14 protein-coding genes, 1 tRNA gene and 1 pseudogene are annotated in these 16805 nt (G+C 63.2%); 14 read left to right on the top strand and 2 right to left on the bottom strand.

Annotated features, from left to right (window positions below):
• Positions 1–5 precede the first annotated feature (5 nt).
• The 14 genes and pseudogenes from AC04PT_RS02525 (at position 6) to AC04PT_RS02460 (ending at position 13809) form a co-directional block, all read left to right on the top strand.
• Positions 6–2132, top strand: coding sequence for a chemotaxis protein CheA (locus tag AC04PT_RS02525; RefSeq protein WP_482871914.1), 2127 nt, complete (start codon positions 6–8; stop codon positions 2130–2132).
• A gap of 25 nt (positions 2133–2157) precedes the next feature.
• Complete coding sequence (locus AC04PT_RS02520) at positions 2158–2592, top strand: chemotaxis protein CheW (RefSeq protein WP_482871913.1); 435 nt, start codon at positions 2158–2160, stop codon at positions 2590–2592.
• Positions 2592–3494 carry a CheR family methyltransferase gene (locus AC04PT_RS02515; RefSeq protein WP_482871912.1) on the top strand — a complete coding sequence of 301 codons (903 nt, stop codon included), beginning with the start codon at positions 2592–2594 and terminating at the stop codon, positions 3492–3494. Before AC04PT_RS02520 ends, AC04PT_RS02515 begins: the two co-directional genes overlap by 1 nt.
• Entirely contained in the window at positions 3491–3877 is a 387-nt protein-coding gene (locus AC04PT_RS02510) for a response regulator (protein WP_482871911.1), read from the top strand. Before AC04PT_RS02515 ends, AC04PT_RS02510 begins: the two co-directional genes overlap by 4 nt.
• On the top strand, positions 3858–4241 hold the full coding sequence (locus AC04PT_RS02505) for a hypothetical protein (protein WP_482871910.1): 384 nt from the start codon (positions 3858–3860) through the stop codon (positions 4239–4241). The genes AC04PT_RS02510 and AC04PT_RS02505 overlap by 20 nt, the downstream gene beginning before the upstream one ends.
• A gap of 338 nt (positions 4242–4579) precedes the next feature.
• A complete protein-coding gene (locus tag AC04PT_RS02500; protein WP_482871909.1) occupies positions 4580–5461 on the top strand; it encodes a hypothetical protein in 882 nt (293 codons plus the stop codon).
• 147 nt (positions 5462–5608) lie between these two features.
• Complete coding sequence (locus AC04PT_RS02495; protein ID WP_482871908.1) at positions 5609–7519, top strand: methyl-accepting chemotaxis protein; 1911 nt, start codon at positions 5609–5611, stop codon at positions 7517–7519.
• A 140-nt stretch (positions 7520–7659) separates the two neighbouring features.
• Positions 7660–8178: a chemotaxis protein CheD gene (locus AC04PT_RS02490; protein ID WP_482871907.1), complete on the top strand. Its 519-nt coding sequence runs from the start codon at positions 7660–7662 to the stop codon at positions 8176–8178.
• A 138-nt stretch (positions 8179–8316) separates the two neighbouring features.
• Positions 8317–9468 (top strand): CaiB/BaiF CoA transferase family protein, encoded by a 1152-nt coding sequence (locus tag AC04PT_RS02485; RefSeq protein WP_482871906.1) that lies wholly within the window; start codon positions 8317–8319, stop codon positions 9466–9468.
• A 102-nt stretch (positions 9469–9570) separates the two neighbouring features.
• Complete coding sequence (locus AC04PT_RS02480) at positions 9571–11619, top strand: ASKHA domain-containing protein (protein ID WP_482871905.1); 2049 nt, start codon at positions 9571–9573, stop codon at positions 11617–11619.
• A gap of 198 nt (positions 11620–11817) precedes the next feature.
• Positions 11818–12351, top strand: coding sequence for a hypothetical protein (locus tag AC04PT_RS02475; protein WP_482871904.1), 534 nt, complete (start codon positions 11818–11820; stop codon positions 12349–12351).
• A gap of 145 nt (positions 12352–12496) precedes the next feature.
• Positions 12497–13054 (top strand): annotated as a pseudogene (locus AC04PT_RS02470) (fasciclin domain-containing protein); the annotation flags it as partial.
• A gap of 30 nt (positions 13055–13084) precedes the next feature.
• The gene (locus tag AC04PT_RS02465) at positions 13085–13615 is read left to right on the top strand and encodes a fasciclin domain-containing protein (protein WP_482872434.1); all 531 of its coding nucleotides are present in this window, start codon (positions 13085–13087) and stop codon (positions 13613–13615) included.
• Positions 13616–13735: 120 nt separating this feature from the next.
• Positions 13736–13809: transfer RNA gene (locus tag AC04PT_RS02460), tRNA-Gly, on the top strand.
• Here the strand turns inward: AC04PT_RS02460 and AC04PT_RS02455 are convergent.
• Together AC04PT_RS02455 and AC04PT_RS02450 are read right to left on the bottom strand one after the other, a co-directional pair.
• Positions 13798–14931 carry an acetoin utilization protein AcuC gene (locus AC04PT_RS02455; protein WP_482871903.1) on the bottom strand — a complete coding sequence of 378 codons (1134 nt, stop codon included), beginning with the start codon at positions 14929–14931 and terminating at the stop codon, positions 13798–13800. The two genes, AC04PT_RS02460 and AC04PT_RS02455, sit on opposite strands and share 12 nt — an antisense overlap.
• 65 nt (positions 14932–14996) lie before the next feature.
• A complete protein-coding gene (locus AC04PT_RS02450; protein WP_482871902.1) occupies positions 14997–16802 on the bottom strand; it encodes an ABC-F family ATP-binding cassette domain-containing protein in 1806 nt (601 codons plus the stop codon).
• Positions 16803–16805: the final 3 nt, after the last annotated feature.

The following is a 16805-nucleotide window of genomic DNA, read 5'->3' as shown; positions in this document are numbered from 1 at the left end:
TTGCCATGAACGACCTGCGCGATCTCTTCTATCAGGAATGCGACGAGCTGCTGGAAAGCCTCTCGGCCGGGCTGGGCGCGCTGGAAAATGGTATACGGGACGAGGACACGACAAATGCGATGTTTCGCGCGGTACACTCAATCAAGGGTGGTGCCGGAGCTTTCGGACTGAAGCGTCTGGTTGCCTTCTCTCACGCCTTTGAAAACGTTCTGGCGGATGTCAGGGCAGGTACACTCAGGATCAGCGAATACAATCTGCCGCTGCTGTTCACCGCCTGCGACCACCTCAGTGACCTTGTCGAGGCTGAGCGGTTCGAAAGCGAGGTCGACGCCGATAATGCCAAATCCATTCTCAACGACCTGACACTGCTGAGCCAGTCGGTAGGCAGAGACGCAATGACCGAGGACGCACCAGAGCCGGAGTTCGAACCGCTGGCTCTGGCCTTCGACTTTGCGACCGACCTGCCGATATCGGACGGCAATGACGGGCCAACTTTCAGCATTCGGTTTGCGCCTGAGGCCGGTCTTTATGCGAATGGTCACGACCCCGTGCTGCTGTTCCGTGCGCTGGCTGCGCTGGGTGAGCTTGAGACCTGCGCCGACCTGACAACAATGAAACCGCTCGGTGGCGGCGACTGGCGCCAGCCTGCCCTGCGGTGGCACCTCACGCTAAATGCCGACCCCGGCGTTGATGAGGCCGCGGTCCGAGATGTCTTTGAATTCGTGGACGGGCTTGCATCACTGGAAATTACCCGAACAGGGCGCTCATCGGCCGCGGAGTTGGAGCCCGCGCAGAACGGTTCGGTTAACTTATCTGCGTCGCCAGTGTCCTCGACACAGGCGGACCCACTGCCCTGCCCGCCCCGGGACGGTCCCGCTCCCTGTTTGAACGAGCCTCCCGCCACAGGCTCCAGCACCATCCGCGTCGATCTGCAACGTGTCGACCGGCTGATCAACCTTGTCGGTGAACTTGTCATCAGCGAAGCAATGCTGCGCCAGTCGATGAGCGAGCTGCCGCGCTCGGCCTCGTCGAAGACGGTGGACGACGCCATGAGCCAGCTGAAGCAGCTTTCCGGCGTGATTCAGGAAAGTGTTATGGCGATCCGCGCCCAGCCAGTACGCAGCCTGTTCCAGCGCATGTCGCGCATCGTGCGTGAAACCGCCCGAGAAGCAGGCAAATCCGCACGACTGGTGACTGTGGGTGACGCCACCGAGGTGGACAAGACGGTGACAGAACGGCTGGTCGAGCCGTTGACCCACATGATACGCAACGCCGTCGATCACGGGTTGGAGGACGCGGCTGTCCGCCAGGCCTCCGGCAAGAACGACCGCGGCACCATCACGCTGGAGGCCGCCCACCGCTCCGGTCGGGTGGTCATCACCTTGAGCGATGACGGCGGCGGCATCGATCGCGCCCGCGTCCGGCAGATCGCCGAGGAAAAGGGACTGGTGCGCCCAGAAGACGACCTCACCGAAACCGATATCGACAACTTGCTGTTTCGCCCCGGTTTCTCGACCGCATCCGAGGTCTCGAACCTTTCGGGTCGCGGCGTCGGGATGGATGTGGTGCGCTCCGAGATCCAGGCATTGGGCGGACGCGTCGGCCTGCATTCCGAACCGGGGCGCGGCACGACGGTCACGATATCCCTGCCGCTGACGCTGGCCGTCCTCGAGGGCATGCTGGTGACGGTTGCAGGTGAGTCGCTTGTCGTTCCCACCCTGGCACTGCGCGAGACCCTGCAACCCGGCCAGGGACGGATTGAGGCTTTCTGTGACGGAGACCAGCTTCTGACGATCGGCAACGAACTGATCCCCATCGTGGAACTCGGGTTCGAGCTTGGCTATCGCGCAACGCCTGCCGACCTCGAGACCCTGTCGTTGCTGCTGATCGAGAGCGAGGATGGGCGCCGCACGGCGCTGGCCATAGACGGCATCGTCGACCAGCGCGAGGTTGTCATAAAGGGGCTCGAACAGAACTATCAGCGCATACCCGGTATCGCCGCTGCCACCATTCTGGGCGATGGCAAGATCGCGTTGATCGTAGACACCGACCAGATGATCGCACGTTCCCTTGGCGGGCATGCCTCAGCAGTACCGCCGCCGGAACCTTCGAGGCTTGTTCAACATGCCTGACACAGCGGCCCCAACGCCGGACATCATGCAGGAGATCGTGTCATTCGCCATCGGCGATCAGGCCTTCTGTTTCGACATCGCCCATGTGCTGGAAATCCGGGGTTGGACTCAGACCACCAGCCTCCCGCACTCGCCCGACTACGTGCTCGGCATGATGAACCTGCGCGGAACAGTGCTGCCTGTGCTCGACCTGTCCATGCGGCTGGGGCTGGGCAAGACCGAACCCGGGCCCCGGCATGTCATCATCATCGCGCAGGTCGCCACCCGAATCATGGGGTTCCTTGTCGATGCCGTTTCCGACATTGTGACGGTCAACCAAGGTGATCTTCTGGCGACGCCGGACGTCGCCTCTCCACGGACCCAGGCATATATCAGGGGTGTCTACACCCTTTCCGATCAGCTGGTTCGCGCACTCGACGTCCACCAGGTTCTACCCCAAGCCGATGCGGAAGTTACGTGATGGTGCGCCCGCAGACCCACGAGTCGCACAGTGGCGACCTGATATCGGAGGCCGAATATCGAAGGGTTGCGCGGATCCTACACGAATTGACTGGCATCCATTTGCCAATTGGTAAGCGGGCCATGGTGTCGGCGCGGCTGACGCAGCCGCTGCAACAGTCGCGCGTCCCTGACGTCGACACCTATTGCGACCTGCTGGCCAAGCCGGACACGACGACCATGCGTGAGGAGTTCATCTCCGCGCTCACCACCAACACCACCCAATTCAACCGTGAAGCGCATCATTTCGATCACCTTACAGCCAGTATCCTGCCTGATCTGATCCGGCGCGCAGTCGCGGGCGAACGGGTGAGGCTGTGGTCGGCTGGGTGTTCGTCGGGCGAAGAGGCATATGGGCTGGCCTTTCACGTCCTTGATGAGTGTCCCAACGCTTCGCGGCTGGATCTGCGCATTCTCGCAACCGATATCGACCGAAGCATCCTCGCGCAAGCCCGTGAGGGCGTCTATACCACCGCTGCCGCGCATCCTCTGTCCGCTACTCAGAGGCGGGTTCACTTCGATAGGGGACGACAGCCCGGGACGCTTTGCGTCAACCAAAGGGCGCGCGATCTCGTCACTTTCCGCGCCCTGAACCTCAAGGACGATTGGCCGTTCACCGGACGGTTCGACGTCATATTCTGTCGCAATGTGGTGATTTATTTCGACGACGCGACGCAGGTACGCCTGTGGCAGCGGATGTGCGAACGGATCGTGCCGGGCGGCGCGCTGTATATCGGACATTCCGAACACATTCCCGCGCACATCACCGGCGATTTCGCATTTGAAGGCAACGGCATATTCCATCGCCGCATCAGCCAAGATCAGTCTCGGGCCCACCGGTTCGAGCCAGGAGAACCCGCATGAGACTCAAGGATAAACTGCATGTGCTCGTGGTCGACGACATGTCCACCAGCCGCGGTCTGATTACCCAGTCGCTGGAGGAAATCGGTGTCCGCAATGTCCGCACCGAGGCCGATGGCGACACAGCCTGGCGCAGTCTCGCCAGCCGTCCGGTGCATCTGGTGATCTCCGATTTCAACATGCCGCGCATGAACGGGCTGCAACTGCTGGAGGCGATCCGCAATCACAAGCCGATCGCGCGCACGGGTTTCATCCTGATCACCGGGCGCGCCGAGAAGGAGATTATCGACCATGGCGTCAGGCTGGGGATGAACAATTACATCAAGAAGCCTTTCCAGCCGGGCCAGCTCAGGGCCTGCATCGAACGTGTGGTCGGTCCGCTGTGACGTCTGCATCCGGGTCACGAAGATGACGGCGCGCGCCATCGGCGAGGTGCTTGAAGTATTGGCTCTGGATGTTCAGAGGCTGGCAGGTTTCGCGCGGCGGCTGGAACTTGCCCTCTTCCAACGCCCGCCGGCCGAGGTGTCCGCGATCGACATGCACGAGTTGCAGAAGTTCGACGCGCTGATACAGCATCTCGACGACCTCGAAGCGATCCTGGCCAGCCTCACCGAGATGACCGGACCGGACCAGACGGTAAATCCAGAGATTTTGGCCCATGCCGCACGGATGGGTCACTACCGCCGCATATTCGGGCTTGTGCCGGCCGAGCTGCCGCCCGGCACCGCCGGTAACGTCGATCTGTTCTGAACCCTGACCTGCATCAGAAGAAGTACCGCGTCATGAGAAACCTTCCAATCGAAACAGCTGCCGCTGCTTCGACGGGGGAATCCCGGATACCCGCCGGAATTTTCCTGGCCACTGCCTCTGACCACGGCGGTGTGGTCCGCGGGGCCTCCCCGAAATTTTGCGACTTGACCGGCTTCGATGCAAACACCCTGATCGGCGCACGAAACGAGATCACCCGTCATCCGGACATGCCGAAGGCATTGATCCACCTTATCGCGCTTCGACTGGATCAGGGGCTGCCGACCTGCGGTTATATAAAATATCGCACAGCCTCTGGCGGCCACTACTGGGCCTTCAGCGTGGTGATCGCCACGGACGATCGCCACGTCTCGATCCGGGTCAGGCCCGGCTCCGCGCTGCTGGATCAGGTGCAGACGGTCTACGATCGCCTGATCCGCGCGGAACGTGATGGGCTCAGCGCGCGGAACAGCGCGCTCGCGCTTCAAGTCGCCCTGCGCGAGATCGGTTTCGCGGACTACGACAATTTCGCGAGGGCTGCGATGCACACTGAATTCGGTTACCTCGTCACGGATAACGGCGAGACATCGGTCATGCTGTCCAAACTTGACGACCTTAGCGATCTGCTTTCCGCAGCGCAGGACCTAGCAGACCGCATCGACCGCGATTTCGTTACCGTGCGGGGTGAACCGGTGAACATGCGCATCCTCGCCGGAAGGCTGGAAGGGGCCAGCGGGGCGCTCGGTACGATCTCGCAGAACTACGACATCATGGCCACCGAGATGCAGCAACTGGTAAATCGTCTGCGCTGCAGCGAGTCCGGTCTTTTGGGGCGGATGCGCGGAGCGCTGGATCAGGCGCGGTACATGATGCAGTTGCAGGCCTATCTCCGGCAGGCGGCAGAGCAACTCGATATTGGCGCGGCGTCAGGGCTGGCCGCGCAGGCCCGTCACCTGCAGCACGAGGAAGTGCGCGCACGCTCAGAGTTGGCCTCGGCCGCCCGCCTGATCCCGGATTCCTGCCGTCAGCTACGCCTCAGGATCAACGGTCTAAATGTCGTCAAGCTGCTCTGCCGTGTCGAAAGCGGCCGCATGCAGTCAAGCGATGACGGGCTGGAAGGGATCATCGCACGGCTTGAACGGTTTCATCACGACACGGAAACCCACCTCGCCGCGCTGTCCTCCAAATCCGACCAGATCAAAATGGCCAGTTCGGCGCTCTGAGCCGCCGGGTTTCAGCCCATCTTAAGTTTTTTGGGTGAAGGTCGCCGCATCGCTACCGGATCAGGAGGTTCTGATGGGTCCGCTTCCAGCCTGTCGCTCTGCGCAACGTGCGGCCACAAAGTGACTGTCACCACGGATCAACCTGCCATGACGCGGGCAAACGCTCCGGACCAGGTTGGGATCGCCAGACTGCGCGACGCATTCGCACGTCTGACGATCAGTACCAAGCTGGGGCTGGTGGTGGCCGTGGGCTTCGCGATCATTCTTGGCGTCTGTTTCATCCTGGTTGCCGGCACAACCCGGCAGGCGATCTTGCATCAACAGCTGGCTGTCGAAGCGCTCATGACCGACATGCTCGCAAGCCAGATGCGTGCCGCCCGTGAACACGGGACATCAGGCGTGCCGGACTATGCCGCGGTACTGGCACATGACCCCGGACTGGTGATGGTCAAGGCCGTGGCGGCCGATGGCTCGCCCCTGGCCAACCATCGGACAGGAACGGTGGACGCGCGTCACGCGGACCTGTCCGAGGCGGCCATCAATGCCGCTCGCCTCAGCCTTACGAAAGAGACCCTCGCCGCTGGGCCACGCTCGGTGACTGCGCAGCCGGTCCTGTCGGCGGACGGACAAACCTTGCTCGCGATCATCGCGCTCGGACGAGATCAAAGACTGTTCTCCACCGGTATTTATCAGATAGCCGGATTTGCGGCTGCAATTGGCCTTCTCATAGCGGTGGCGGGGTTGGCAACAGTCGCGGGGATCGTCGCCTATATGGTCAACCGTCCGATCTCGGCCATCGGCAAGACCATGACCGAGCTTGCGAATGGCAATTACGAGGTCTGGATACCCGGACGGCGCCGGAAAGACGAAATCGGCGCGATGGCCGCCAGTATGGCGCATCTGCGTGACACACTGGCAGCGCAGCAGATTGAACGCGACGCGCGTGATGCTGAAGCTTCGGAGCGCCAGAAGTTGTTCCGCAGACTGGCGGCGCATCTCAAGCAGCTTGCCGAGGGCGAGATCGACTGTCCGATCGACGTCGCGGACTTCAGCGGGCTCGACGACGATCACCTTGGGGTCAGTCGCAGTTTCAATGAGGTTCAGTCCAATCTGCGCGACGTGCTGACATCGGTCGTTTCGACCGCTCAGAACGTACGCAATTCCGCGCGCGAAATCTCGGAAGTTGCGGTCGACCAATCCCACAGGAGCGAGGCGCAGGCCGCCACGCTCGAGGAATCGGCGGCGGCGATAGAAGAACTCAACGCCAGCGTGCAGCAAACCGCGGAACACGCATCCGAGGCCGACAAGCGCATTGTATTGAACAAGAAACAGGCCCAAGCGGGTGGCGAAGTGGTCGGCCAGACCGTGGAAGCGATGAAATCGATAGAAGAATCCTCATTGCAGATCACCGCAATCATCGGTGTGATCGATGATATAGCCTTCCAGACAAACCTGCTCGCGCTGAACGCGGGGGTCGAGGCCGCCCGCGCCGGCGATGCCGGACGCGGCTTTGCGGTCGTGGCCTCCGAGGTGCGGGCACTGGCTCAGCGGGCTTCGGATTCCGCCAATGAGATCAAGGAACTGATTTTGCGGTCAAGCGAAGAGGTGACCCGCGGGAGCGATCTGGCGAACAAGGCCGGCGGAGCCCTGAACGAGATCATCGAAGGCGTCAATCACGTGTCCGACCTGGTTTCCCACATTGCCGCCGGGTCACGGGCACAGGCTAACAACCTTGCCGAAATCAAGGAGAGTGTCAGCAACCTGGATCGCGTGACCCAGCAAAACGCAGCGGTCATCGAGGAAAGCTCTGCCGCCAGCCGGTCGCTCAGCGACGAGGCCGAACGCATGACCGAGGTTCTGGCCAGTTTCCGTCTTGGCGACAGCCCGGCCGGGTCCCTGCCCGACACAACGCCCTTCGGCATGGACCAGGGATATGCCGGTTGGAGCGATGAAATAGACCGCAGCGAACATGATGCATTCCTTGCCGACGACATGTCACGCGTCGGTGAGCGTCGTCTTCGATCCGGGGAGGAAAGCTCCGGCTGGGATGAATTCTGAGCCACCAGCCCCGCCGCAACCCACACCTCGCCCCCTGCTCAATGCCTTGGCCAAATCAAAATTATCAGGACCCTTGAATGAACCGCCCGTGCGACCTTGCAGCCACAGAGCTTCGAAAAGAGCCTAACGCTTTCACGCGGGTGAACGTTCTGCAGGGCGACACGATGTTCTCGGACGATCCGGACGAGGTGCTGCTGGCCATTCTCGGCTCTTGCGTGGCCGCCGCGATGTGGGACCCCGAGGCCCGTGTCGGCGGACTCAGCCACTTTCTGCTGCCCGGAAACACTGCGCAGGCCACCGGCAATATGCGCTTCGGGGTCTATGCGATGGAGCTTCTCGTAAACGGGTTGATCAATCGCGGCGCCCGGCGCGAAAACCTTCAGGTCAAGCTATTCGGCGGCGCCAAGATGTACGCCGGCGGCAAGGAAATCGGGTTGGCCAATGCCCGCTTCGCGGAATGGTTCATGCAGACCGAGAAGTTTCCCGTTATCAGCCGGTGCCTCGGCGGTCAGCGCGGCCGCAAGATCCGTTTCTGGCCCTGCACCGGTCGGGCGCAGCGCCAATTTCTGGAAGAGACCCGGTCTCTGCCCGCATCGATGGGGCGGCAGAGGCAACCTCATGCGGTAATGCCCGAGACCGGAGAGATCGAACTGTTCTGACCGTCAGTTTACTCACCTTGTCGGGCGCACGCGCTTCAAGAAATGCGTTTCATCCGGGTGCGCCCCCTTGTCCCCGGCGCGGAAATATCCGTCATATCGCTGTGCCAAGCCTCGAATGCTTCAGACCGGGAATCGCTCATGCCAAGTCTTCTGTCCGATGTGACCGTGCTCGACCTAACCCAGGTGCTCGCGGGGCCGTTCTGCACCATGACGCTGGCCGATCTTGGCGCCACGGTCATCAAGGTCGAGCGGCCGCGCAGGGGCGATGACACACGCCATTTCCCCCCCTTCAAAGACGGCAAGAGCGCCTATTTCGCTGCAATCAACCACACGAAAAAGAGCATCGCGCTGGACCTGAAGTCCGAAGACGATCGCAAGGTTTTCGAAGCTCTGGTGTCGCGTGCGGATGTTCTGGTCGAGAATTTTCGCCCCGGTGTCATGGACCGGTTGGGCTATGGCTGGACCGAGATGCACGCCGCCTTTCCGCGGCTGATCTATGCCTCGGTGTCGGGTTTCGGCCAGACCGGTCCGGATGCGAAACGCCCGGCCTATGACATGGTGGTACAGGCGCGCGGCGGCGTCATGTCGATCACGGGCGAAAAGGGCCGCGACCCAGTGCGCGCCGGCGCATCCATCGGCGACATCGTTGCCGGGATGTACCTGACGCAGGGGATACTGGCCGCGCTCTACGACCGTGTCAGCATCGGGTTGGGACGGCAGATCGACGTCTCGATGCTGGACAGTCAGCTGGCTATTCTGGAACATGCGATCGCAATCACCACCACCGCCGGCACGCCACCCGAGCGCAGCGGCGCAAGGCATCCCTCAATTACCCCGTTCGAGACGTTTCACGCCTCGGACGGGTTGTTCGTGATCGCCGCCGGAAACGACGTGCTGTTCGAGAAACTCTGCATCTGCCTCGATCTGCCGCTGGCCGGCGATGCCCGCTTTGCCACCAATGCCGAGCGCTGCCGCAACGCGCGCCTGCTGAAACGGCTGATCGAGGCAGTGACGCTGGACAATACCTGTGTCTATTGGATCAATCGGCTGACAGCCGCAGGCATTCCGACCGGCCCGATCCAGAACGTGGCGCAGGTGCTGAAGGATCCGCAGATCCTCGCGCGTAACATGGTGGTGGACGTGCTCGACAGGAACGGGCGCTATGCTTTCAAGACGGCTGGCAATCCGATCAAGGTGTCGGGCACCGAGGACAAGACCACCCGGCCCGCCGCCCCCGACCTTGATGGCAACCGTGGCGAGATTCTGCGCTGGCTGGAGCAGGAGGACTGAGGCTGACCCGATGCCGCTTCCCCTGCCCGGCTTGCCGCAAGCAGGCCTTTCACCCGCACGTCACCGCCCTATGATCGCGGCAAACCCGCAGAAGTGAGTCCCATGTCCGAGCAGAACCCCCTTGTCGTCTTCACCCCGTCCGGCAAACGCGGTCGTTTCCCCGCCGGCACACCGATCCTGACCGCCGCGCGCCAGCTGGGCGTCGACCTCGACTCGGTTTGCGGCGGGCGGGGCATTTGCTCGAAGTGCCAGGTCTCGCCGGGTGTCGGAGAATTTCCCAAGCATGGTGTAACCGTGGCCAAGGATGCGCTGAGCGCGTGGAACAAGGTCGAGGAACGCTATGACCAGAAGCGCGGGTTGAAACCGGGCCGCCGGCTTGGCTGCCAGGCGACGGTGCAATCTGACGTGGTGATCGACGTGCCGGCAGAGAGCCAAGTGCACAAACAGGTCGTCCGCAAGGCCGCCACCGCACGCGCCATCTTAATGGACCCGGCAACGCGGCTCTACTACGTCGAGGTCGAAGAACCTGACATGCACGTCCCCACAGGCGATTTCGAGCGGCTCGAGCGGGCGCTGAAAGAGCAATGGGAGATCGAAGGCATCCGCGCCGATCTGAGCCTGTTGACCAAGTTGCAGAAGGTGCTGCGTAAGGCCGGATGGAAGATCACTGTGGCGCTGCACCGCGATCATAAGGCCAACCGCGCGACGGTGCTGGAGGTCTGGCCGGGCCTGCATGAGACCGGGCTCTACGGTTTGGCGATCGATCTCGGCTCCACCACCGTGGCGGCGCATCTGACCGATCTGGAGACCGGCGAGGTCAAGGCTTCGTCAGGCATCATGAACCCGCAGATCCGGTTTGGCGAAGACCTGATGAGCCGGGTGTCCTACGCGATGATGAACCCCGGCGGCGAGGTCGAGATGACCGCTGCCGTGCGGGAGGCGCTGAACACCCTGTCCGCCGAAATTGCCAAGGAGGCCGAAGTCGACCCCGCGCTGATCGTCGAGACAGTCTTCGTTTGCAACCCGGTGATGCACCACCTTCTGCTGGGCATCGACCCGGTCGAACTGGGACAGGCCCCGTTCGCGCTCGCCACCTCCGAGGCTCTGCGGCTGGATGCGAAGGATCTTGACCTCACCGCCATCAATCCACGCGCCAAGACCTACGTGCTGCCCTGCATTGCCGGTCATGTCGGCGCGGACGCGGCGGCGGTCGCGCTGTCGGAGGAGCCGGGCAAGTCGCCCGACCTCGCGCTGATGGTGGACGTGGGCACCAACGCCGAAATCCTGCTGGGCGACACCTCCCGCGTGCTGGCCTGCTCCTCGCCCACCGGACCGGCCTTCGAGGGCGCGCAGATCTCCTCCGGTCAGCGCGCGGCGCCGGGCGCGATCGAGGCGATCCGCATCGACCCCATGACCCGCGAACCACGCTTCCGCGTGATCGGCTGCGATCTCTGGTCCAACGAGGAGGGCTTTGCCGAGGCGACAGCCGCGACCGGCATCACCGGCATCTGCGGTTCGGGCATTATCGAAGCGGTGGCCGAGATGCGGCTTGCCGGGTTGGTCGATCCCTCGGGCCTGATCGGGTCGGCGGCACAGACCGGAACCGACCGCTGCATCGCCGAGGGCCGCACGCACGCTTACCTGATTCACGACGCCAGCGCCGACGGCGGGCCACGGATCACCGTCACACAAGGCGATATCCGCGCCATCCAGCTGGCCAAGTCGGCGCTCTACGCGGGTGCGCGGCTTCTGATGGACACCCGCGGCGTCGACAAGGTGGACCGCGTGGTGCTGGCCGGGGCCTTCGGGGCGCATATCTCGCCGCTTCATGCGCTTGTGCTTGGCATGATCCCCGACGTGCCGCTGGACAAGGTCACCTCGGCGGGCAACGCTGCCGGCACCGGCGCGAGGATCGCGCTTTGCAATATCGCCTCACGCGCCGAAATCGAAGCTACGGTGCGCAGGATCACCAAGGTCGAGACCGCCATCGAACCGCGTTTCCAGGAGCATTTCGTCAACGCAAACGCCATCCCCCATGCTACCGATCCGTTCCCGGAACTTCTGAAGGTGGTGACGCTGCCGCAGGTCAGCTTCAACACCGGCGGCGACGAAGGCGAAGGTGGACGCAGGCGGCGCAGGCGGCGCGGCTAAGGACCCGTTTCCCGAGCGACTTTGTCGTATATCACTGCGCATGCTGCCCACTTCGATTGAAAGATGACCGGGGCGCAGATGTCTGTTGCCGCAAGATAATCATCGCCGGAAGCAACACGGGACGGTGATTAATTGTGACGGTCGGCAGTGGCCCCCCGCGCTACCCTTCGGGTCTAACCCACCAAGGAGGATCCCGCCATGTTCAGACACTCACTCGCCTTAGCAGCCCTCGTCGCCGCCGGTGCCGTCTCTGCCCAGGATGCCGTTTTCGGCACTGAAGAAGACACCGCCTATGCCGCCGAGTTGTGGTCCGTCATGGAAGAGCTTCGCATGGTCGGTGATCAGATGATCCATGCCATCCCGTACGAAGGTGTTGAGCCGCACGGCCTAATGCTCGAGACCTTCTTCACCGATGCCACGGTGGACGGTCATACCGGCACACTGGTCGTCAAACGCAACTACGGCCCCGAGGGCGTTTCGGCCGAAGAGGTGCAAGCCGATCCCCAAGGTCACCTCGGCGCGATCACCATCATGTTCCGCCGCGAGGAGGGCTACGACCCCGATAACCAGGATTGGTTCTGGGGCAAGTACCTGCCTGACGGCACGCTCGACAAGAATCCTGCCGGGATGCAGCTTGCGGGGCGGGTTGCCAAGGGCGCAGAAGCGGGATGTATCGCCTGCCACTCAGGTTCCGAGAACTATCTTTTCACCAATCCGGCCATCACCCAGTAGGCCTCTTTGGTCATGTCCCGCGGCGTGATGCGGCGGACCACGCCGCATCACGTGTTCGTGACACCACAAAACCAATCTCCGATGTGCTCCGTACTTCCTGACATCCCGCGCCGATCATGGTGCGCAGATCACAGGGAGTTACCTCATGAACCGCATTCTTCTTTCCACCGCGCTGACCGCCAGCCTCGCGACAGGTGTTTTCGCTGAAAGCCATTCCGGCACCGACAATCCCATGGTCGGCGGCGCCGCCATGTTCCCCGACAAGACCATCGTCGAAAACGCCGTCAACTCGGCCGACCACACCACGCTGGTTGCCGCCGTCAAGGCCGCCGGACTGGTTGAGACGCTGTCGGGTGAAGGCCCGTTCACTGTATTTGCGCCCACCAACGACGCGTTCGCCGAACTGCCCGACGGCACGGTCGATACGCTGCTGAAACCCGAGATGAAGGCGGACCTGACCGAGGTGCTGACCTGCCACGTTGTGGCGGCCGACGCCATGGCGACGGCGATCAAGGGCATGATCGACGATGATGGCGGCACCCACCCGGTCGAGACCGTGGGCGGCTGTACGTTGCAGGCCACCTACGATGGCGACGAGATCATGCTGGAGGACGAACAGGGCCGTACCGCCACCGTGACCATCGCCGACGTGAAGCAATCCAACGGCGTGATTCATGTGATCGACACCGTTCTGCTTCCGGCCCCAGAGGAAGACGCGATGGATCAGGCCGACATGGAGGACAACGCAGCGACCGGTGCGGACATGGCTGATGCCGATGTTCCGATGGTGGGTGGTGCGAAGATGTTTCCGCAGAAAAACATCGTCGAAAACGCCGTGAACTCGGCGGATCACACCACGCTGGTTGCCGCCGTGAAGGCCGCCGGTCTGGTCGAGACGCTCTCCGGCAAAGGTCCGTTTACTGTATTCGCACCCACGAATGACGCATTCGCCGCGTTGCCGGAAGGCACTGTCGACACGCTTTTGAAGCCGGAGAACAAGGATCAACTGACCAAGGTGCTGACCGCACATGTGGTGGCCGGAAACTGGACGGCCGCAGACCTGGTCCGTGAGGCGCGCAAGAATTCCGACCGCTTCTATCATTTCGAAACGGTTTCGGGCGATGCGCTGTCGGCCAAGGCGACCGCGGGCGGCCGCGTCTTCATCTTCGACGAGCACGGCAGCGCCTATGAAGTCACGCAAGCCGACGTCATGCAGTCGAACGGCGTGATCCACGTGGTCGAGGGTGTGCTGCTGCCCCGGTAAGCGTTCTCACCGGATGTCACAGGCCGCTCCGCAGATCGCGGGGCGGCCTCTTGCGTTGCCCCTTGGAAGCGCCCCCTCTTGCGAAGCGCAACGCCCTGCGCTATCTCAGCGGTCCAGAGCGCGGGTATGGTGAAAAGGTATCACGCGAGCTTCCCAAGCTTAAGTTACGGGTTCAATTCCCGTTACCCGCTCCATCCCCAGTTACCGATGACATCCTTCGCCGCCTCGGCCAGCGTCAGGACCTCTGGCCGCAGTGGCCCTTCCCTGTGCGCGTCCACCAGCGTCTGTGTCAGGTAGTCCGGGACCGGGCCGCGCTGTCGCGACCAAGTCAGGGAGTGCAGGACATCCCGGGCCTTTGACTCCAGCCTATCTGGCAGGTCACGCCCGGACAGAATGCCCCAGACCCCGGTCCAGAGCCGCCCCACAGACCAAGGGTTGTAGCCGCCGCCACCCAAGACCAGCAGGCGCGGCGCCATGCCCAGCACCGCATGTACCAAGTCGAAATGGGCGTTGTTGGACAAAGCCAGGCGCGCTAGGGGATCCTCAAGGACCGCGTCTGCCCCGCATTGCAGCAAGATCACCTGCGGGCGCAGCGCCTCTATTGCGGGCAGGACAACGTTGTCCCTCAAGTGCCTGAATTCGCTGTCGTTCAGCCCCTTGGGCACCGGCAGGTTCAGCGCTGCACCGCCGGCCCGGTCGGTAAAAGCACCGGTGAAAGGCCAGCGCCGCGCCTCGTGTATCGAGATCATGCGCACATCGGGCGCGCCCTGAAACGCCGCCTCGACCCCGTCGCAATGGTGCGCGTCGATATCCAGATAGAGCAACCGCGTCAGCCCCTGCGCCCGAAACGCCAGCAGCGCCAGCACCGGATCGTTGAGATAGCAGAAGCCGCTGGCGCGGTCGGCCCTGCCGTGATGCGTCCCTCCGCCGGGGTTGAAGACCACCCCGCCCTCCTGCAGAAGCGACGCTGCCAGCAGTGAGCCTCCGGCGGCAGTGGCAGGACGACGGAACATCTCGGTGAAGATGGGGTTCGACAGGGTGCCGAGACCGTGGCGGTCGCGCGCGGCCGCATCGACCTGCTGATCCGCCTCGGCCTTCTGAAGGGCTGCGAGGTAGTCGGCCGAATGAAAGGCTTGCAATGCCGCGGGCTTGGCGCGTGGGGACGTGCGGTAGGACGCCTCGGGAATCCACCCCAGCGCGCGTGACAAGTCGATCGTGGTGGGCACCCGCGGGATGCTAAGCGGATGGCGGATGCCGTAGGACGAGCCGCGGTAGATGCGCGATCCGATGAACAGCGGTGCATCGCGCTCTTTCATCTCGCGCGCAGGCTCCGCCGGGCGCGAGGGGCCAGCCCCTTGCTCGGAGGCTTCCGCCGGGCGCGTCACCCAGCCTTGTCTTCCAGCGTCAGCCATTCCTCTTCGGCCGCGGCCAGCTTTTCCTGACGTGCGACAAGGGCTTCGGTGGCTTTCTTGAACTTCACCGGCTCACGGGTGAACAGGTCTGGATCAGCCAGCAGACCTTCGAGCTTGCCGATCTCGGCCTCCAGCGTCTCGATCACGCCGGGCAGCGCCTCGAGACGATGCTTCTCGGTAAAGCTGAGCCCGCCGGCGGGCGTCCTTTCCTGCGTCACTTTCGGCTTGGAAGCCTTTGGCTTCGCGGCCTTGTACTCTGATGGCACCGACTTGTGCTGGCTTCGATAGTCGCTCCAGCCGCCTGCATAGGCGGTCACACGACCGTCGCCTTCCATGGCAATCGTCGTCGCCGCCACCCGATCGAGGAAATCCCGGTCGTGACTGACCAGCAGCACCGTGCCGTCATAATCACCCAGCAGTTCCTGCAACAGGTCCAGCGTCTCAACATCGAGGTCGTTGGTCGGCTCGTCCAGCACCAGCAGGTTGCTTTCCCGTGCCATGATCTTGGCCAGCAGCAGCCGCGCCCGCTCGCCGCCAGACAGCGACTTGATCGGAGCGCGCGCCTGCGCCTCGTCGAACAGGAACTCTTTGAGATAGCCGACGACGTGTTTCGGCTGCCCGCGCACCATGATCTGGTCGGCCTTGCCCGAGACCCGCATGTCAGGATCGCCGGTCAGGTTGTCCCAGAGCGTCGCTTCCATGTCGAGCCGCGCCCGCGCCTGATCAAAGACCGCCGGCATCAGGTTGGTGCCATGGGTGACGCTGCCCGCATCCGGCTGGACCTCGCCCATCAGCATCTTGAGCAGCGTCGTCTTGCCCACGCCGTTGGGGCCGACGAAAGCCACCCGGTCGCCGCGCTGCACTTTGAGCGAGAAGTCGCGGCAGATGAGCTTGCCTTCATAAGCCTTCGTAATCGCGTCCGCTTCAATCACCTTGCGGCCCGATTTGGATGCACTTTCCAGCGCCATCGCCGCCGCGCCCTGCCGCTTGATCATCGCAGCCCGCTCGGCCCTGAGATCGCCGAGGGCACGCACCCGGCCCATATTACGCTTGCGGCGGGCGCTGATGCCTTCCACCGCCCATCGCGCCTCGGACTTGATCTTGCGGTCCAGTTTGTGGCGGGCGGTGTCCTCCTCATCCCAGACCTTGTCGCGCCAAGATTCGAAGTGCGCGAAGCCCTTCTCTTGCCGGCGCACCATTCCCCTGTCGATCCAGAGGGTTGCGCGGGTCAGTTCATTCAGGAAGGCGCGGTCGTGCGAGATCAGGACAAAGGCCGCACGGGTCGCTTTTAGCTCACCCTCCAGCCACTGAATCGCCTCGATATCGAGGTGGTTGGTGGGCTCGTCCAGCAGCATCAGTTCCGGCGCCTCGGCCATCAGCTTGGCCAGCGCCGCGCGCCTGCGTTCCCCGCCCGAGGCGGTCGCGACCGGGCGCGCGGGATCGAACTTCAGGCCCTCGCCCGCACGCTCCACCTTGTACAACTCGCCCGGCTCCAGCCCGCTCGCGGCGAAATCACCCAGCGTGGCAAAGCCCGACATGTCCGGCTCCTGCTCCATGTAGCCGACGCTGACACCCGGCGGAACGACCCGCGCGCCGCGGTCAGGCTCGACCAGCGCGGCCATGACCTTCATCAACGTCGATTTGCCCGAGCCGTTGCGACCGACCAGCGCGACCCTGTCGCGTTCGTGCACGACCAGATCGAGATTATCGAAAACCGGATCGCCGCCAAAGGTCAGCGCAATATCGGAGAGTTGCAGAAGCGGTATCTGTGCCATGGC

The organism is Litorisediminivivens sp. KMU-197 (assembly GCF_056858395.1).
Note: the sequence above shows the minus strand (reverse complement) of the source record. Positions and strands in the feature narration are given on the sequence as shown.